Consider the following 17,889-nt stretch of genomic DNA (forward strand, 5'->3'; position numbering starts at 1 on the left):
TTGTTGGCCGCGATGGCGTCGATGGCGGTCGCGGGAGCGGCATTCTATCTTGGCATATTGTAGCTGAGCAAAGCGCGACAGCGGTTCAGTTCGGCAACCTGCCACGCTACAGCATCGCCGCTATGACCAAATATCTTCACACGATGATCCGCGTGTCCGATCCGGCCGCGACGATTCGCTTCTTCGAGCTGCTCGGCCTGCGCGAGCTGCGGCGGATGGACAACGACAAAGGCCGCTTCACCCTCATCTTCCTTGCCGCGCCCGGCGACGAACATGCCCAGGTCGAGCTCACCCACAATTGGGACGAGGCGGGCTATGATGGCGGTCGTAATTTCGGCCACCTCGCCTACCGCGTCGACGATATTTACGACACGTGTCAGCGCCTGATGGATGCGGGCGTGACGATCAACCGCCCGCCGCGGGACGGCCACATGGCGTTCGTGCGCACGCCCGACAATATCTCGGTCGAGCTGCTGCAGGATGGCCATCTGCCGCCGCAGGAGCCCTGGGTGTCGATGCCGAATACGGGCAGCTGGTGAGGCGAGGCTGGCGCGATCGCAGGCTGCTCGATCGGCTGGGGATCGAGACGCCGATCGTGCAGGCGCCGATGGCCGGCGCGCAGGACGAGGCACTGGCGATTGCGGCGATACTCGGCGGGGCGGTCGGCTCGCTGCCCTGTGCGTTGCTTGCCGCCGATGCCGTCCGCGACCAGCTCGCCAGGGTTCGCGCCGCGGCGCCGGGCCCGCTCAATCTCAACTTCTTCTGTCATGACCTGCCGGATCGCGTTGATGATCGTGCGTGGCTGGCGGCGCTGCGGCCTTATTATGACGAATATGGCGTAGGCGAACCTGCCGCGCCGCCGCCGCTGCGACGGCCGTTCGACGATGCGACGTGCGCGCTGGTGGAAGAGCTTCTGCCTGAGGTGGTGAGCTTCCACTTCGGTCTGCCCGCACCGGCGCTGGTGGACCGCATTCGTGCCACCGGTGCGATGATCCTGGCCAGCGCCACCAGCCCAGGCGAAGCGCGCTGGCTGGCGGAGCGCGGCGTCGACGCCGTGATCGCCCAGGGCTGGGAGGCCGGCGGCCATGCCGGCCGTTTCCTGCCAGCGGATCCCTCGTCCCACATGGGTCTGATCGCTTTGGTGCCGCAGATCGCCGATGCCGTTCGCCTGCCGGTGATCGCGGCCGGCGGCATTGCCGATGCGCGCGGCATCGCCGCTGCGCTGACGCTCGGCGCGAGTGCGGTTCAGATCGGCACCGCTTTTCTGGCTTGTCCCGAAAGCCGCATCAGCCCGCTCCACCGCACATTGTTGGGCGAGGAGGCGGCCGAGGCGACCGTCTCGACCAACGTCTTCACCGGGCGGCATGCACGCGGAATGGCGACCCGGCTGACGCGCGAATTGGGCCCGACCAGTCTTGTCGTTCCGCCCTTCCCGCATGGCGGCGACGCGCTGGCCGAATTGCGCAAGGCCGACCCGGCTGCCTTCGCCAATATGTGGGCAGGCCAGGCGGCGCGGCTGACGCGGCCCGAAGGCGCGGAAATCCTGACGCGGCGCCTTGCCGCCGAGACGCTGGAGTTGCTCGCATGATCGAGGTCGTCCGCATCCCGGCGCTTCAGGACAATTATATCTGGCTGGCGCATGACGACATCAGCGGCGAGACGGTGGTGATCGATCCTGCCGAAGCGGCACCGGTGCTGGCCGAGGCCGAAGCGCGCGGCTGGCGGATAGGGCAGATCTGGAACACGCACTGGCATGCCGATCATGTCGGTGGCAACGCCGCGATCAAGGCCGCCACCGGTTGCACGATCACCGGGCCGGCGGCGGAATCGTCCAGGATCGCCACGCTCGATCGCCTGGTGCGCGAAGGCGATACGGTTCGCATCGGCGCGGTCGAGGCGATTGTGCTGGAAGTGCCTGCCCATACCGCGGGGCATATCGCTTATTATCTGCCGGCCGCGGACATCGCCTTCGTCGGCGACACCTTGTTCGCGATGGGCTGCGGCCGGCTGTTCGAAGGAACGCCCGCGCAGATGTGGGCGAATATGCAGCGGCTGGCGGCGCTGCCACCCGCGACGCGCATCTATTGCGCGCACGAATATACCCAGTCGAACGGCCGCTATGCGCTGGTGGCCGAGCCGGACAATCAGGCGGTCGTTGAACGGATGCGGGAGGTCGATACCGCCCGTGCCCAGGGCCTGGCGACCGTACCGACCACCATCGCCCTGGAACGCGCGACCAACCCGTTCATGCGCGCCGGCAGCGTCGAGGAACTCGCCCGGCGGCGCGCGGCCAAGGATGTTTTTCGCGGGTAAAGCTCGGCTCCGGAAGCCGCGACGAGCGTTGATGCAGAGGAGATGTGAGATGCGCGAATTTGTCTATGGTCTGCTCGCCGCCAGCCTCGTCGCGGCTCCAGTCGCAGCGGCCCGCCAGACCCCAGAGAAACAGCTTGCCAAGCTGCTCCAGGGCCGCGTCGCCGGCAAGCCGGTGAGCTGTATCAGCCTTAGCCGATCCAGCAGTGATTCGATGAAGATACCGGGCCTTGCCATGGCCTATCGCCAGGGCGGAACGTGGTACGTCAATCGCTTCAGTGACGACTGCACGCAATTGAGCGAGGACACGATTCTGGTCACGCACACGATAGGCTCACGCTTATGTCGCGGCGACAGCGCCGACTTGATCAGCGCCACCGGGCGCTTCCCCGTCGGCGCATGCATCTTCGGCGATTTCGTCCCTTACACGCGTCCTAAAGGCTGACCGACGGGAGCTATCCCTTCGCCCCGTATAGCGCGTCGAGCTGCGCACCGTAACGATCGCGCAGCACATGGCGACGCACCTTGAGCGACGGCGTGAGCGAGCCATTCTCGATCGTGAACGGCTCGTCCGCGATCATGACGCGGCGGACGCGCTCGATCACCGACAGGCCGGCATTGACCCGGTCGACCGCCGCCATCACGGCCTTGGTCACGTCGCTCCCGTCCGGCAGCGACGCCTCCCATTCCCTGTCGGGCACGATCAGGCCGACCAGGTAGGGCCGCCGGTCGCCGACCACCATCGCCTGCGCGATTTCGGGCTCGAGCGTGAGCATGCCCTCGACCCGCTGCGGCGAGACATTGTCGCCCTTGTCGTTGACGATCAGGTCCTTCTTGCGATCGGTGATCACGATCCGGCCCGCCTCGTCGAGATGGCCGACATCGCCGGTATGGAGCCAGCCGTCGATCAGCACGCGCGCGCTTTCGGCATCGTTGCGCCAATAGCCGTGCATGACATTCTCGCCGCGCACGAGGATCTCACCGTCGGCCGCGATCCTCACCTCGGTGCCCATCACCGGCGGCCCGACCGTCTCCATCGCGATGCCCGCGCGCGGCCGGTTGACCGAAATGAGCGGCCCCGCTTCGGTCTGGCCGTAGCCCTGCAGCAAGGTCACGCCGAGCGCGCGGAAGAAGCGGCCGACCTCGGGATTGAGCGGCGCACCGCCCGACACCAATGCCTTCACCCGCCCGCCGAAGCGCGCGCGCACCTTCTTGCGCACCGTCAGGTCGAGCAGAAGGTCGAGCGGTTTGTCGGCGACGCTCTTCTTCGGCTTGGCATCGAGCGCGAGCGCCTGGGCGAGCAGCCATTGCGCGGCCTTGCCCTGTTTCTCGATCTGCTTGATGATCCGGCCGCGCAGCAATTCGAACAGGCGCGGCACCACGATCATGATCGTCGGCCCGACTTCCTCCATGTTCGACGCGAGCTTCTCGATGCTCTCGGCATAATGGATCTGCCCGCCGAGGCTGATCGGGAAGTGCAGCCCGAACGTATGCTCATAGGCATGGCTCATCGGCAGCAGGCTCAGGAATATCTCCAGCCCGGTCTTGAAATCCCCGCGGATGACGTCGCCCGCGCCCGCGCAATTTTGCAGGATCGCGCCATGATGCTGGCGCACGCCGCGCGGGGAGCCGCCGGTACCGCTGGTATAGATGACGCAGGCGATATCCTCGCGCTTGTAGGTCGCGCGGGCCGCCGCCGCCGCGACGTCGCCCGGCTGATCGGCGACCAGCTTGCTCCATTCGTGGATTCGCACCGCGCCGATCCGCTCGCGCTGCAGCGGCTCGATCCCGATCACCATCTCGCATTCCGACGAGCGCGCCACCGCCGGCAGCAATGTCTTGGCCAATGCCGCGGTCGACACGATCGCCGCCCTGGCGCCGCTATCGTTCAGCACGTGCGCATGATCGCCGACGGTGTTGCTGGTATAAGCGGGGACGGTGATGCAATCGGCCGCCATGATCGCGAAGTCGGCGATCGCCCATTCGGGCCGGTTCTCGGACACGAGCAGCACCCGGTCGCATCGCTTCAGCCCCAGCCCGCGCAAGGCTTCCGCCAGCGCCGCCACCTGCCGCGCGGTCTCCGCCCAGCTCAGCGACCGCCAGGTCTCGCCCTCCTTCCAGAACAATAATGGCGCGTCTTGATGCTGCGCAGCACGCGCGAAAAACATCGCCACCAGATTGGGGAAGTGCTCGAGCGCCATGGCCTCTCCTGGACGTAACGGTCTTCGCCGGATCGAAATCCCTTATAGGGCGAACCATGTCGATTCCCACCCGCTCATCCTGAGTAGGGATCGAGTAGCTGCGAAGCGGCGTATCGAGAGCCCGTATCGAAGGACCGGTCCCGTGCTCGATACGCGTGAAGCAGGAACGCCATGTCCCCCGGACATGGCTGCGATCGGGGCTGGTGTTCTGGTTATTCGTGCGGTGCGTTCGGCCCCCGTTCGATCCGATGGATGATCGTGCCTTGCCCGGTGACGCTCATCGCCACGCCTTCGCTGCGCGGATCGGCAGCGCCGCTCCAGCGGCCGCCGACCTGCTCGATGGCATTGGCCTTGAGCCCCAGCGGCGCCGCGCGCAATTGCTCGCCCAGCGCCGCAAGCGCCGGCAGCATCGGCTCCAATTGCGTCCCCTTCTCGACGACGCCCCCGGGATAAGGCGTGTAGATCAGCCCCATCGCGATCGCGTCCTGCGCGCTCATCTTCCAGTCGAGCACGCCGATCAGCGCCTTGGCGACCTGCGCGATGATGGTCGATCCGCCGGCCGCGCCGAGCGCGATCCGTACCTTGCCGTCGGGTCCGTAAACGATCGTCGGCGCCATCGAGCTGCGCGGGCGCTTGGTGCCCTCGACCCGGTTGGCGGCGAGATAGCCGTTCTTGGTCGGCTCGATATCGAAATCGGTGAGTTCGTTGTTGAGCATGGTGCCGTCGACGCTCAGCCCCGATCCGAACACGCTCTCGATCGTGGAAGTGACCTCGGCGACATTGCCCTGCGCGTCGGCCACCGCCATGTCGGTGGTGCCATGCTCCGGCCCCGGCGCGACCCGCACCCGCGGCGGCGCTCCAGCCGGCATGCCGGGCGCGACCTCCGCCATCGTCGTCTGCGGCGCGATCAGCGCCGATCGCGCGGCGATGTAGGAGGGGTCGAGCAGGCCCTTCTGCGGAATGACGATATGGTCGCCATCGCCGAGATAGGCATCGCGATCGGCATAAGCGAGCCGCTCGCTCTCGGCGAGCAGATGCCAGGCGACGGGCGAGTCCTTGCCGAGCTTGGCAAGGTCGAACCGTTCGAGCTGCTTGAGGATCAGCAGCACCGTGATGCCGCCCGAGGATGGCGGCCCCATCCCGCAGACGCGATACACGCGATAGGTGCCGCACACCGGCGGCCGTTGCTTGGCCTGGTAGGCGGCGAGATCGGCGAGCGTCATCTGCGATGGATTGACTGACGCGCCGTTGACCGCCGCGACCAGTTTATGCGCGGGCTCGCCATGGTAGAAATAATCCGGGCCCTTGGCGGCGATCTGCGCCAGCAATGCCGCCTGCTCCGGATTCTTGAGGATCGTGCCGGTCGCCTTGGCCGACCCGTCCGCATTGAAGAAATGCGCCCGGCCCCAGTCCGAGATGATCGCCTTGCCGTAACTCGCCAGCGAATTGTGGAGCCTCGGCGTGATCGCGAAACCGTCCCGCGCCAGCGCGATCGCGGGCTGGAACAAGGCCGCCCAGGCCAGCCGGCCATGCTGACTATGCGCCAGCGCCATCATCCGCAGATTGCCGGGCACGCCGACGCTGCGTCCGCCCGGTACCGCGTCATTGTGCGGCAGAGGCGCTCCGTCCTTGTAGAACCAATAGCCGTTGGCCGCCGCCGGCGCCGCCTCGCGCCCGTCATAGCTGTCGACCTTGCCGGCGCGCGCGTCGTGGTGGACCATGAAGCCGCCGCCGCCAATGCCCGAACTCTGCGGCTCGACCACGTTAAGCGCGAGCATCATCGCGATCGCCGCATCGGCCGCGCTGCCCCCCTGCCGCAATATCGCCACCCCCGCCGCCGCCGCGCGCGGATCGGCCGCCGAAACGATGCCCGAGGTGACGGCCGGGGATTTGGCGGATGCCGCCGACAGCGGCAGGACGACGGCGCACAGCGCGAGCAACAGGCGTTGAATCATGGAGCCTTGATAGAGCGCGGCCTCCCTCGGGCAAGCGTGCAAAATGCAACCGCCCAACAACCGCTCATCCTGAGTAGCCACTGAGCTTGACGAAGTGGCGTATCGAAGGACGTCCTTCGAGACGGGCTTGGACAGGCTCAGCCCTCCGCAGGACGAGTGCCACGGTCCGCCAAATCACCGATAATCCGCGCCGATCGCCGCCTTGGCGTCGGCAAAGCCCTCGCGCGCCAGCAGCGCCGCCAGCTCGCGCTCGATCCGCCGCGCCAGCCCCGGCCCATGATAAACCAGCGCGCTGTACAATTGCACCAGGCTCGCCCCGGCCTTGATCCGCGCGAAGGCGTCCGCCCCGCTGGCGATGCCGCCGGCGGCGATCAGCGGCAGGCCGCCGCCGGTGGCAGTCCGGAAATCCCGCAACCGCGCCAGTGCGAGATCCCGCAGCGGCGCGCCGCTCAGGCCGCCCGCTTCGCCGGCATGCGCGCTCCGCAGCGGCGGCCGGGAGATGGTGGTATTGCTGACGATCAGCGCATCCACCCGCTGCGCCATCGCCACCCGTGCGATCGCATCCACATCCGCCGGCTCCAGATCCGGCGCGATCTTGAGGAAGATCGGCGTCCCGTCCGTCCGCGCCGCCATCACCGCCGCCAGCAGGGCGTCGAGCGCGCCTTCGTCCTGCAGCGCGCGCAAGCCCGGCGTGTTGGGTGAGGAGATGTTGACCGTCAGATAATCCGCGACCGGCGCCATCGTCCGCACGCCTTGCACATAATCGGCGATGCGGTCTGCGGCATCCTTGTTGGCGCCGATATTGACCCCGACGATACCCGGCCGGCGGGCGCGGGCGCGCAGCCGCGCGAGCGCCGCCGGCTGGCCCTGATTGTTGAAGCCCATGCGGTTGATCACCGCCCGATCCTCGACCAGCCGGAACAGGCGCGGCCTGGGATTGCCCCCCTGCGGCAGCGGCGTCACCGTGCCCACTTCGACGAAGCCGAAGCCCAGCGCCAGGAATGCGTCCGGCGCCTCGGCATCCTTGTCGAGACCCGCCGCCAGGCCGATCGGGCTGGGGAAGCTCAGCCCCGCCACCTCCACCGCCAGCCGCGCATCGTGCCGCGCGGGCCGCGCCGGCAAGGCCCGCGCCATCCGCAACGCCAACCCGTGCGCACGCTCCGCATCGAGCGTGAACAGCAACGGACGGACGAGCGGATAAAGCGCCATGCCCGCGCTATAGATCGCCATCTTCTTGTTCGTCACCCCGGACTGGTTGCGGGGCGGCCCATCCTGATGCGGCTAGGCGGCGCCGAGATAATCCATCTTGCCGATCGGCACGCCTTCCCTGCGCAGCAGCGCGTAGGCCGTGGTGACGTGGAAGAAGAAATTCGGCACCGCGAAACCGAGCACATAATCGCGCCCGCTGAAGGTCATCGTGCGGTTGGGCGTCTTGATCTCGACCGTCGCATCCTCCTTGCCGTCGAAACCGTCGCGCGGTGTCGCCTCCAGGAATGCGATCGTCCTGGCGATGCGCGCGCGCAGATCGGCGATCGTCACCTCCTCATCGGCCATGGCGACATTCTCCACCCCGCCGACGCGCACCGCGACCCCCTTGGCGCTGTCGCTCGCGCGCTGGATCTGCCCGGTCAGCGGGGCCATGTCGGCGATCAGCCGCGCGGTGGTGAGCTCGCTCTCCGGCCGGCCCTGTTCCGCGAACCAGTCCGCGCCCTTGGCCAGGAAGGCGTCCATATTGCGGAACGCGCGGATGAAGACCGGAACGCTGATATCGTAGAGCGAAAGCATGGGTGACTCCCTGTGAATTATGATTGAGCCGCCGAGATGGTGCGCTCGCGGAACCATACAACCGCCGGTCATGCTGAACTTGTTTCAGCATCCATCGGCACGCAGGAACCCAGGCCGATGGATGCGTGGGACAATGGATCCTGAAACGAGTTCAGGATGACGGAAGAAGCTTCGCATCTTCAAATCCCGTCCTGCGTTCCCATCTGGAAGGTGCGGGCGCCCAAAGTCTTCGAGGGCGTGCTTGTAATCCGAACATAACTGGAACAAACTCGACCCATGGCCTTGACCCACATCTCCGTGCGTGGTGCCCGCGAGCACAATCTCAAGGGCGTGAATGTCGACATTCCGCGCGAGACGCTCACCGTCATCACCGGCCTGTCCGGTTCGGGCAAGTCCAGCCTCGCCTTCGACACCATCTATGCCGAGGGCCAGCGCCGCTACGTCGAGAGCCTGTCGGCTTATGCCCGCCAGTTCCTCGAGCTGATGCAGAAGCCCGACGTCGAGCATATCGAGGGCCTCTCGCCCGCCATCTCGATCGAGCAGAAGACGACCAGCCGTAACCCGCGCTCGACCGTCGCCACCGTCACCGAAATCTACGATTATATGCGCCTGCTGTGGGCGCGCGTCGGCATTCCCTATTCGCCCGAGACCGGCCTGCCGATCAGCGCGCAGACCGTCAGCCAGATGGTCGACCGCGTCATGCAGCTGCCCGAGGGCACGCGTTTCTACCTGCTCGCCCCCGCCGTACGCGGCCGCAAAGGCGAGTATAAGAAGGAGCTCGCCGAATGGCAGAAGGCCGGCTTCACCCGCGTCCGCATCGACGGGGCGATGATGGAGATCGAGGAAGCGCCCGCGCTCGACAAGAAATACAAGCATGACATTGAGGTCGTGGTCGACCGCCTCGCCATCCGCGAAGGCATCGAGACGCGCCTCGCGCAAAGCTTCGAGACCGCGCTCAAGCTGGCCGACGGCCTGGTCTATATCGATCTCGCCGAGGGCACGGTCGAGGAAGCGCTGAGCGGTAACAAATCCGTTCGCCCTGAGCCTGGTAAGCCTGCCCTGAGCGACGCCGAAGGCGGCGTCGAACGGGGGCTGCCTTCTTCTTCCGGCGAAGGGAAGGACAATGCTTCGGCAAGCTCAGCACGAACGGGGATGAAAAACACCGGCATCCCCGCCAACCGTATCGTCTTCTCCGAAAAATTCGCCTGCCCCGTCTCCGGCTTCACCATCGCCGAGATCGAGCCGCGGCTCTTCTCGTTCAACGCCCCCCAGGGCGCCTGCCCGGCGTGCGACGGCCTCGGCGAAAAGCTCTATTTCGACCCGCAGCTGGTCGTGCCCAACGAGCATCTCTCGCTCAAGAAGGGCGCGATCGTGCCGTGGGCCAAGTCGCAGCCGCCCAGCCCTTATTACATGCAGGTGCTCGCCAGCCTGGCGAAGGCTTACGACTTCAGCCTCGACACGCCGTTCAACGAACTGAGCGAGGAGCAGCGCGCCGCCATCCTCACCGGCACGCAGGGCAAGGCGATCCCGCTCACCTTCATCGACGGGCGCAAGAGCTACACCGTCACCAAGGCGTTCGAGGGCGTGGTCGGCAATCTCGAACGGCGCATGCTCTCGACGGAGAGTGCGTGGATGCGCGAGGAGCTCTCCAAATACCAATCCGCCGCCCCGTGCGAGGTCTGCCACGGCGCCCGCCTCAAGCCCGAGGCACTCGCGGTCAAGATCGCCGGCGAGGATATCTCCATGTCGACCCGCCGCGCGGTCGGCCCCGCGCTCGCCTTCTTCCGCGCGATGCCGGAGCATCTCAACCCGCAGCAGAGCCAGATCGCGACCCCGATCCTGAAAGAGATCGTCGAGCGGCTGGGCTTCCTCGACAATGTCGGGCTCGATTATCTCAACCTCGATCGCACCAGCGGCACCTTGTCCGGCGGCGAGAGCCAGCGCATCCGCCTCGCCAGCCAGATCGGCTCCGGCCTGTCGGGCGTGCTCTACGTGCTCGACGAGCCCTCGATCGGCCTGCACCAGCGCGACAATGACCGGCTGATCGTCACGCTCAAGCGGCTGCGCGATCTCGGCAATACCGTCATCGTCGTCGAGCATGACGAGGATGCGATCCGCACCGCCGATTATGTGATCGACATGGGCCCGGGCGCGGGCGTGCATGGCGGCGAGGTCATCGCGCAGGGCTCGCTCGAAGAGGTGCTCGCCAACACCGACAGCCTCACCGCCGATTATCTCACCGGGCGCCGCATGGTCCCGCTGCCGGACAAGCGCCGCAAGGGCAATGGCAAGAAGCTGACGGTCAAGGGCGCGCGCGCCAACAACCTCAAGAATGTCAGCGCGTCGATCCCGCTCGGCACCTTCACCTGCATCACCGGCGTGTCCGGATCGGGCAAGTCGACCTTCACGATCGACACGCTCTACGCCAGCGCCGCGCGCCAGCTCAACGGCGCGCGCATGCTCGCCGGCCATCATGAGAAGATCGAGGGGCTGCAATATCTCGACAAGGTGATCGACATCGATCAGTCGCCGATCGGCCGCACCCCGCGCTCCAACCCGGCCACTTATACCGGCAGCTTCACCCAGATCCGCGACTGGTTCGCCGGCCTGCCGGAAAGCCAGGCGCGCGGTTACAAGCCCGGCCGCTTCAGCTTCAACGTCAAGGGCGGCCGCTGCGAGGCGTGCCAGGGCGACGGCGTGCTCAAGATCGAGATGCACTTCCTGCCCGACGTCTACGTCACCTGCGACGTGTGCCACGGCCAGCGCTACAATCGCGAGACTTTGGAGGTGAAGTTCCGCGACAAGAGCATCGCCGACGTGCTCGACATGACGGTCGAGGATGCGGTCGAATTCTTCAAGGCGGTGCCCAGCATCCGCGACAAGATGGCGATGCTCGCCGAGGTCGGCCTCGGCTACGTCAAGGTCGGCCAGCAGGCGACGACGCTCTCAGGCGGCGAGGCGCAACGCGTCAAACTCGCCAAGGAACTCAGCCGCCGCGCCACCGGCAACACGCTCTACATCCTCGACGAGCCGACCACCGGCCTCCATTTCGACGACGTCCGCAAATTGCTGGAGGTGCTCCACGCGCTGGTGGAGCAGGGCAATACCGTCGTCGTGATTGAGCATAATCTGGAGGTGATCAAGACCGCCGACTGGATCATCGACCTCGGGCCGGAGGGTGGTGACAAAGGCGGCGAGATCGTGGCGACCGGCACGCCGGAGCAGGTGGTTAAGGAGGCGCGGTCTTATACGGGGCACTACCTCAAGCCGCTTTTGGATCAGAAGCGCGAGGCTGTGGCGGCGGAGTGATGTTCCTCTCGCTTGCGGGGAGGAGTTTGAGAGGGGGAGTCCCAATTTGACCGTTCCTGAAAAAAAGGAAAGGCCGGCCGGCTCGCCGCCCTGGCGCTGCTGCGCGCACCGTCAGCGCTGCGCCTGCTAGTTGATCCTAAGCATCCTGATCAGTGCCCAACGCGGGCGTCGAGAACCGTCTGGTGCGGTCGTATTCGCGGGAGGAGGGGCGAAAGTCGAGCGAGAATGTTGCGCAGCAAACTGGGTGGCTTGACCGCGCTGGAGAAGTGACGTTCTATGTAGCAACGGTGTTGCGGAGCCGGTGAGCGGGAATATGAAGTTTGTCGCCGCAGCTATGTCGGACGAAGAAGTGACGTTCGACTCGGTTATCGACAGCCACAGAAGGATAAGCGCAACTTTTAGAGAAAAGATGGACTAGGATATAAGCGAGTGGGAGTTTTGTTCCCGCTTATTATCTGGATTGGTGTTCCTTCAGGTTCACAGTCATCCCGCTAACAAGGCAACGATTATGGCTGAAAAGGAGCAAATGTTAGCCGACGAGCAGCCCGCTGCGTCTGAGCTGCGGTCTGATGTGCGCAAAGTGTGCGGGATCGTCATGCCGATTGCCGGGATTGATGATGAATATTCCGAAGAACACTGGCGCCGGGTGCGAAAAATCTTGCAACGAGCAATCGAGCGAGCCGGCTTACGATCTCAGCTCGTATGGGAGAATGCCGAAATAGACGTAATACAATCGGCGATATTGCAAAATCTCTATGAGAACGATGTTGTTGTATGTGACGTTAGCGCACTTAATCCCAATGTAATGCTTGAGGCTGGGCTCAGACTTTCAACTAAGCGGCCTACAATTATAGTAACGGACCGTGTTCAGAAGCCACCTTTTGATATAAGCACGATTGGATATATAGAATATCAAAGAAACTTAGAGTATAACTCCATAGAAGACTTCATAGAGAAATTATCTAAAAAGATTAAAAGTGTAACTGTTGCGGCTGAGGCCGGAAATTACCAATCATTTGTTGAACAGTTTAGATTTGAGACCGTGACGCCGGCAACTGTTACTCTCACATCTGACGAATACATTAAAGACAGAATTGATGAATTAACTGCTGCTGTCGCGCGGATAGAGCGTTCTCAGCGCGCGCCTTCACCACCGAGAGCTAGATCAAGAGCAAACGCAACTCCTTCGAGATTCAAGAAAATTGCGGAATTGACAGGAAATTTTGATCAAGAAAAAGCTGATGAAGTAGAAAAACTTATTGATCTAATTCCATACGTTTATTGTATTATAACAAACATAGGCGAGAATGAGTTCGAAATCGACATTCACATGATGGAAGCATCTGACGCTGATGCTCAATCAATTATGAGCCGTGTTGTACAAATAATTGCGGACGCAGAAAGCTCCTAAGTCAGGTGGTCGGAGGAAGAGATGCAGCGCACGACGTCATCAGCCGTCCGGGCCCGGCATGTCACGCGCGGCTGATCCATCCTGATCTTCGGCTTGGCTTCGAGGTGGTCGCGGACGTCGACAGTTCCGGGGACACAATACGCAATTCTAACGCTCGGCAGCGGCGCCCGGCCAGGGCAGCATTGCCAATAACGAGAATGGCCGAGGCGAGTATATCGCAGCAGCAAGGCGGCGCTCAACATGGCTCTTCGCAGATTCGCCACGCGCGATGCGGCAACTCGCTTCTAAAAACGCGCCGCAGCGCCCGGACATAATATCCGGGCGCTGCGCTCTACGTCACCCGTGCGGGCGCATCACGACCTTGATGACGCCGTCTTCCTTGTCGCGGAACTTCTTGTACATCTCCGGGGCGTCTTCCAGGCTGGCCGGGTGCGTGACGACGAAGCTCGGGTCGATGTCGCCCGCCTCGATCCGCGCCAGCAGCGGCTTGGTGTAACGCTGCACATGCGTCTGCCCGCTCTTGATCGTCAGGCCCTTGTTCATCATCGCGCCGATCGGGATCTTGTCGCCCATGCCGACATAGACGCCCGGGACGGAGACCGTGCCGCCCATGCGGCAGCTCATGATCGCCTGGCGCAGCACATGCACGCGATCGGTCGCCAGGAAGGTCGCCGCCTTCACCTTGTCGACGACCGCATCGACCGCGCCATGGCCGGCCGCCTCGCACCCGACCGCGTCGATACAGCTGTCCGGGCCGCGCCCCTTGGTGCGGAACTGCAGCTCGTCATAGACATCGACCTGCGAGAAATCGATCGTCTCCGCGCCGCCGGCCTCGGCCATGGCGAGCCGTTCCGGGACTTTGTCGATCGCGATGATGCGGCCCGCGCCCAGCATCAGCGCGGAGCGGATGGCGAACTGGCCGACCGGCCCGCAACCCCACACCGCGACCGTGTCGCCGGGCTCGATCTGCGCATTCTCGGCCGCCATATAGCCGGTCGGGAAGATGTCGGACAGGAACAATGCCTGCTCGTCGGAGACGCTGTCCGGCACCTTGATCGGGCCGATATCGGCCATCGGCACGCGCAGATATTCCGCCTGACCGCCGCAATAGCCGCCCAGCATATGGCTGAAGCCGAACAGGCCGGCGGGCGAATGGCCCATCGCCTTGATCGCCATCTCGGCATTGGGGTTGGTCCGCTCGCAGGCCGAAAAGAGGCCCTTGCGGCAGAACCAGCAATCGCCGCAGCTGATCGTGAACGGCACGACCACGCGATCGCCGATCTTGAGATTGGTCACCTCGGAACCGAGCGCGACGACCTCGCCCATATTCTCGTGGCCAAGGATGTCGCCCGATTCCATCGTCGGCTGATATCCGTCCAGCAGATGCAGATCGGATCCGCAGATCGCGCAGGCGGTGACCTTGATGATGGCATCGCGCGGATGCTGGATCTCGGGCTCCGCGACATTGTCGACGCGCACGTCGCCTTTTCCATGCCAGACGAGTGCACGCATCGGGATTCTCCAATTTCGAATTGAGGGCACCGGCCGTCGGTGCATGAGTGCGGACAACGTGCGCTCGGCGCGATCGGGCCCGCACAATCGTCCCGGCGCGGATCATCTTAACCTATGTGATCAAAAGACTTTCCTGCCGCGTCACGACCACGTCACCCCAGCGCAGGCTGGGGTCCATGGCTCTCTCCACGCACGCCACACGTGCGCGAAGAGAGGGATGCCAGCCCTTGGCATGACGCGGAGAGTGGCCCGGCAGGCCACACCGCGCCCGGATCGCGCCGGACCGAGCCGTCAGGCCGCCTTTGCCAGCGCCACGATCCGCGCCCGTGCGTTAACCCTGCCGGCGACAATATGGAGGCGCGACGATGCGAGCGGTGCGGATCTATGAATATGGCGGGCCGGACGTCCTGAATATGAGGACGACGTGCCCGAACCCGAGCTGGGCCCCGATATCGTGCTGATCAAATCGGTCGCGACGAGCGTGAACCCGATCGACTGGAAGGTTCGCTCCGGGGCCCGGCAGAAGGATTTCCCGCTGAACCTGCCCGCCATTCTCGGCAAGGATGTGAGCGGCGTGGTGACGGCGGTCGGCAGTGACGTGCGGGACTTCAAGCCCGGCGACACCGTCATCGCCATGGCGGATGCGACCTATGCCGGGATCGTGGCGGTCAAGGCGGCGTTGGTGACGCACCTGCCCGACGGCCTTGATCCGATCGAGGCGGCCGCCATCCCGCTCATATCGTTGACGGGCGATCAGCTCGTCCGGCGCGCCACCCAGGCGCAGCCGGGGCAGACGATCCTCGTCAGCGGTGCCCTCGGCAGCGTCGGCCGCGCGGCCGTCCACAGCGCGAAGACGCTCGGCGCCAGGGTCATCGCCGGCGTCCGCGCACGCCAGCTGGCCGAGGCGGAAAGTCTGGGCGCCGATGCCACCGTCGCCCTCGACGACGACGATGCCATCGCGCGGCTGGAGCCCGTCGATGGCGTCGCCGACACGGTCGGTGGCGAGACCGCGGCGAAGCTTCTCGGCAAGGTGAAGCCCGGCGGCCGCTTCGGCTATGCGTCGGTGCTCCCGGAAGAGGCCGCGAAAACGCGTCGGTCGAGGTGACCCGCGTGTTCGCGCAGCCCGATCCCGCCCGCCTCCGCACATTTGCCGAGGATATGCGCGACGGCAATTTCGTCGTGCCGATCAGCCGCCGCATGCCGCTGCACGACGTCGCCGCCGCGCACGAATCACTGGAAAAAGGCGGGGGCGGAAAGATCGTGCTGCTCACCTGAGCAGCGGATACGTCACCGACCGCCCGTAAAGTCAGGCGAGCTCGACGCCGGTCAGCTCCGCCAACCGCGCCAGCAGCCGATCCTGCACGCCTTCGTCCATCGCTGACGCCGCCGGCTCCTCCTGCCGCATATGGTGCCAGTAGCGGCCGCTGACCTTTGCGGCGGGATCGTCGCTTCCCGCCAGCCACGCCTGCGTGGCGGCGCCGGTGGCGATGTCGACCGGCGCGGAGGCCCCGCCCATCTTGGTGCGCACCCAGCCGGGATCGACCGCATTGCTCAGCACCTCCGGCCAGCGCCGCGCCAGCGCGAAGGCGAGCGCGACGATGTACAGCTTGCTCTCGCCATAAGCGCGGCCCGCATCCCAGCGCCGCGCCGTCCAGTCGATATCGTCGAGCGCGCCGTCGCCGCCGCCGCGATGCAGCCCGCTGCTCATAGCGACTAGCCGGTCCGGCCGCTGCATCAGCGCGGTCAGCATGTAGGGCGCGAGCAAATTGACCGCGAGCGTGACGGCATGGCCCTCCGGCGTCGAACCGCGCGCGGGCGCATTGTAGACGCCGGCATTGTGGATGACCGCGTCCATCCGCCCGATCGCGTCGACCTGTCCGGCGATGCGGCGAACGTCCTCGGCCCGGCTGAGATCGCCGATCGCCACGCCGGCGGCCCGCTCCGCGAATTCGCCAAGCGCCGCCCGCCGCTCGGTCGTGCGCGCGTGGAGCACGATATCGTGGCCGTCCGCGATCAGCGACTGCGCCGCCGCAAGCCCGAGGCCGTCCGTACTGCCGGTGATGAAGATCCGTGCCATGGCCGCTTCCCTGAATACCAACGGGGGCCCAACGCGGGGATGACGATCCGGATGCGAGAGACGCCGTCCGCCGAACAGAGGCAGAACATTCCGCTTGCGACAGCGGCTTTTCGGTGCAAGCTTGTGCGTGGAATCGGGGCGAGGGGCTTGGGGTTATGAAGGACTATAAGGATCTGTCCGGCATCACGCGGTCGGCAGGCATCGCCGTGTGGGCTTTCATGGCGGTGAACCTGCTGTTCGGCATGGGCAATTTCTACGAGCTGAATCTCGCGGCAGCACCCCCCGCGCCGGATCATGTCGGCCCGGTCGAATATCTCGCCTTGCTCTATCTACTGATCTTGGCGGCAACGATCATCCTCGTCGGGCGATGGATCTACCGCGCGAGCAGCAACGCGCACACGCTGGCGAGCGACCTGACGATCGCGCCCGGCTGGGCCGTGGGCTGGTTCTTCGTGCCATTCGCCAATCTGGTGAGGCCGTTCCAGGCGATGAAGGAAACCTGGCTAGCGAGCCATTATCGCACGGGGCACGGCCGCGACGCACCGACGTTGCTGTCGGTCTGGTGGGGTCTTTGGCTGCTCAACAATGTCCTTGGGCAGGCAAGCTTCAGGATTAAGGACGCCGCGCTTGCCGCCTCCTTCGATCTCGCCAGCGGCATCTTCGGCGTCCCGCTATGCGTGGCGCTGGTCATGATCTTCCGCCGGGTGACTGCCGCGCAACGGCAAGCCGCCGGCGAAGCAGCCTTCGCCTGAGCTCGCGACAAGGATCCGCGGGGCCTGGGAAACGAGGAAGCTTCGCTCTACCGGGGTGGAGAAGCAGGGGGCGGGGGCGGGGGCGCTGGCGTGGCCACACAGGCAGGCGGCCAACATGGTCCGCTGTGCGCCGGCCGGATCGTATTATACAGGCGCAGTTGCACCCACACATAGGTGATCGGCGGCCTCGACGAGGCCGGCGGTTGGCCGGTCACGCGCAGCTCCTGCAGCAGCTTCCTCGCCGCGCCTTCATAGCCCTGGTTGGCGGGATCGATCCGCGTCTGGCAGCCCGACAGCCGGCCGCTCTTCCTGAGGATGCCGCATTCATAGCTGATCATGCCGAAGCGGCCCTCGGCGAAGGGGATGATCGTCCTCAGGCGGCTCGGCGGTGGAAGCTTTACCCCGATCTCGTCCCATTTGCGCTGGCGATAGGCATAGAAGATCGCATGGCCTTCCACGTCCGCGCCGGCGGTGGGGGACATGGGCGTTACCGCGGCGGCCGGGCCGGCCTGGATCGTCGCCGCCATCAGCGGCAGGACCATCATCGCGCGCATATTCGCCTCCAATCTGGGTGCGC

General features: G+C 65.3%; 16 protein-coding genes. 9 read left to right on the forward strand and 7 right to left on the reverse strand.

Annotated elements, in window-relative coordinates:
- The first annotated feature begins 122 nt into the window (after positions 1–122).
- From DX905_RS08540 to DX905_RS08555, 4 genes are read left to right on the forward strand one after another with little or no spacing between them, the layout of a single operon-like run.
- Complete coding sequence (locus tag DX905_RS08540; protein WP_116090978.1) at positions 123–539, forward strand: VOC family protein; 417 nt, start codon at positions 123–125, stop codon at positions 537–539.
- Positions 536–1,588 (forward strand): NAD(P)H-dependent flavin oxidoreductase, encoded by a 1,053-nt coding sequence (locus DX905_RS08545; protein WP_240320784.1) that lies wholly within the window; start codon positions 536–538, stop codon positions 1,586–1,588. Before DX905_RS08540 ends, DX905_RS08545 begins: the two co-directional genes overlap by 4 nt.
- Positions 1,585–2,313 (forward strand): hydroxyacylglutathione hydrolase, encoded by a 729-nt coding sequence (gene gloB / locus DX905_RS08550; RefSeq protein ID WP_116090979.1) that lies wholly within the window; start codon positions 1,585–1,587, stop codon positions 2,311–2,313. The genes DX905_RS08545 and gloB overlap by 4 nt, the downstream gene beginning before the upstream one ends.
- A 49-nt stretch (positions 2,314–2,362) precedes the next feature.
- The gene (locus DX905_RS08555) at positions 2,363–2,755 is read left to right on the forward strand and encodes a hypothetical protein (protein ID WP_116090980.1); all 393 of its coding nucleotides are present in this window, start codon (positions 2,363–2,365) and stop codon (positions 2,753–2,755) included.
- A 10-nt stretch (positions 2,756–2,765) separates the two neighbouring features.
- Here the strand turns inward: DX905_RS08555 and DX905_RS08560 are convergent, their stop codons facing one another.
- The 4 genes from DX905_RS08560 to DX905_RS08575 all read right to left on the reverse strand — a co-directional run bounded on the left by DX905_RS08560 (position 2,766) and on the right by DX905_RS08575 (position 8,251).
- On the reverse strand, positions 2,766–4,511 hold the full coding sequence (locus DX905_RS08560) for an AMP-dependent synthetase/ligase (protein ID WP_116090981.1): 1,746 nt from the start codon (positions 4,509–4,511) through the stop codon (positions 2,766–2,768).
- A gap of 212 nt (positions 4,512–4,723) precedes the next feature.
- Complete coding sequence (ggt, locus tag DX905_RS08565) at positions 4,724–6,466, reverse strand: gamma-glutamyltransferase (protein WP_116090982.1); 1,743 nt, start codon at positions 6,464–6,466, stop codon at positions 4,724–4,726.
- Between the two features lie 174 nt (positions 6,467–6,640).
- Complete coding sequence (locus DX905_RS08570) at positions 6,641–7,696, reverse strand: quinone-dependent dihydroorotate dehydrogenase (protein WP_240320785.1); 1,056 nt, start codon at positions 7,694–7,696, stop codon at positions 6,641–6,643.
- Between the two features lie 51 nt (positions 7,697–7,747).
- Entirely contained in the window at positions 7,748–8,251 is a 504-nt protein-coding gene (locus DX905_RS08575; RefSeq protein WP_205412220.1) for a DUF1993 domain-containing protein, read from the reverse strand.
- A 276-nt stretch (positions 8,252–8,527) separates the two neighbouring features.
- Between DX905_RS08575 and uvrA the strand changes: the two genes are divergently transcribed.
- Positions 8,528–11,560: an excinuclease ABC subunit UvrA gene (gene uvrA, locus DX905_RS08580; protein WP_116090984.1), complete on the forward strand. Its 3,033-nt coding sequence runs from the start codon at positions 8,528–8,530 to the stop codon at positions 11,558–11,560.
- A 508-nt stretch (positions 11,561–12,068) separates the two neighbouring features.
- Complete coding sequence (locus DX905_RS16040; RefSeq protein WP_162875532.1) at positions 12,069–12,971, forward strand: hypothetical protein; 903 nt, start codon at positions 12,069–12,071, stop codon at positions 12,969–12,971.
- 336 nt (positions 12,972–13,307) lie between these two features.
- On the opposite strand, the gene DX905_RS08585 is transcribed toward DX905_RS16040, so the two are convergent.
- Positions 13,308–14,483, reverse strand: a complete 1,176-nt coding sequence (locus tag DX905_RS08585) for a zinc-dependent alcohol dehydrogenase (RefSeq protein ID WP_116090985.1) — start codon at positions 14,481–14,483, stop codon at positions 13,308–13,310.
- A gap of 424 nt (positions 14,484–14,907) precedes the next feature.
- Between DX905_RS08585 and DX905_RS08590 the strand changes: the two genes are divergently transcribed.
- Positions 14,908–15,588: an NADP-dependent oxidoreductase gene (locus DX905_RS08590; protein ID WP_205412221.1), complete on the forward strand. Its 681-nt coding sequence runs from the start codon at positions 14,908–14,910 to the stop codon at positions 15,586–15,588.
- Positions 15,585–15,758, forward strand: a complete 174-nt coding sequence (locus DX905_RS16170) for a zinc-binding dehydrogenase (RefSeq protein WP_205412222.1) — start codon at positions 15,585–15,587, stop codon at positions 15,756–15,758. Before DX905_RS08590 ends, DX905_RS16170 begins: the two co-directional genes overlap by 4 nt.
- A 31-nt stretch (positions 15,759–15,789) precedes the next feature.
- On the opposite strand, the gene DX905_RS08595 is transcribed toward DX905_RS16170, so the two are convergent.
- On the reverse strand, positions 15,790–16,560 hold the full coding sequence (locus DX905_RS08595) for an SDR family NAD(P)-dependent oxidoreductase (RefSeq protein ID WP_116090986.1): 771 nt from the start codon (positions 16,558–16,560) through the stop codon (positions 15,790–15,792).
- Positions 16,561–16,715: 155 nt separating this feature from the next.
- On the opposite strand from DX905_RS08595, the gene DX905_RS08600 reads away from it, so the two are divergent.
- Positions 16,716–17,312: a DUF4328 domain-containing protein gene (locus DX905_RS08600; protein WP_116090987.1), complete on the forward strand. Its 597-nt coding sequence runs from the start codon at positions 16,716–16,718 to the stop codon at positions 17,310–17,312.
- Between the two features lie 47 nt (positions 17,313–17,359).
- On the opposite strand, the gene DX905_RS08605 is transcribed toward DX905_RS08600, so the two are convergent.
- Entirely contained in the window at positions 17,360–17,866 is a 507-nt protein-coding gene (locus DX905_RS08605) for a hypothetical protein (protein WP_162875533.1), read from the reverse strand.
- Between the last annotated feature and the right edge of the window lie 23 nt (positions 17,867–17,889).

The sequence above is a fragment of the Sphingomonas crusticola genome, assembly GCF_003391115.1.
In the GTDB taxonomy this organism is placed as follows: Bacteria; Pseudomonadota; Alphaproteobacteria; order Sphingomonadales; family Sphingomonadaceae; genus Sphingomonas_I; species Sphingomonas_I crusticola.

What these genes read in the sequence shown, in the direction of transcription:
- DX905_RS08540 (WP_116090978.1), top strand. Translation starts at nt 123, where the DNA reads ATGACCAAATATCTTCACACGATGATCCGCGTGTCCGATCCGGCCGCG.
- gloB (WP_116090979.1), top strand. Translation starts at nt 1,585, where the DNA reads ATGATCGAGGTCGTCCGCATCCCGGCGCTTCAGGACAATTATATCTGG.
- DX905_RS08555 (WP_116090980.1), top strand. Translation starts at nt 2,363, where the DNA reads ATGCGCGAATTTGTCTATGGTCTGCTCGCCGCCAGCCTCGTCGCGGCT.
- DX905_RS08560 (WP_116090981.1), bottom strand. Translation starts at nt 4,511, where the DNA reads ATGGCGCTCGAGCACTTCCCCAATCTGGTGGCGATGTTTTTCGCGCGT.
- ggt (WP_116090982.1), bottom strand. Translation starts at nt 6,466, where the DNA reads ATGATTCAACGCCTGTTGCTCGCGCTGTGCGCCGTCGTCCTGCCGCTG.
- DX905_RS08570 (WP_240320785.1), bottom strand. Translation starts at nt 7,696, where the DNA reads ATGGCGATCTATAGCGCGGGCATGGCGCTTTATCCGCTCGTCCGTCCG.
- DX905_RS08575 (WP_205412220.1), bottom strand. Translation starts at nt 8,251, where the DNA reads ATGCTTTCGCTCTACGATATCAGCGTTCCGGTCTTCATCCGCGCGTTC.
- uvrA (WP_116090984.1), top strand. Translation starts at nt 8,528, where the DNA reads ATGGCCTTGACCCACATCTCCGTGCGTGGTGCCCGCGAGCACAATCTC.
- DX905_RS16040 (WP_162875532.1), top strand. Translation starts at nt 12,069, where the DNA reads ATGGCTGAAAAGGAGCAAATGTTAGCCGACGAGCAGCCCGCTGCGTCT.
- DX905_RS08585 (WP_116090985.1), bottom strand. Translation starts at nt 14,483, where the DNA reads ATGCGTGCACTCGTCTGGCATGGAAAAGGCGACGTGCGCGTCGACAAT.
- DX905_RS08595 (WP_116090986.1), bottom strand. Translation starts at nt 16,560, where the DNA reads ATGGCACGGATCTTCATCACCGGCAGTACGGACGGCCTCGGGCTTGCG.
- DX905_RS08600 (WP_116090987.1), top strand. Translation starts at nt 16,716, where the DNA reads ATGAAGGACTATAAGGATCTGTCCGGCATCACGCGGTCGGCAGGCATC.
- DX905_RS08605 (WP_162875533.1), bottom strand. Translation starts at nt 17,866, where the DNA reads ATGCGCGCGATGATGGTCCTGCCGCTGATGGCGGCGACGATCCAGGCC.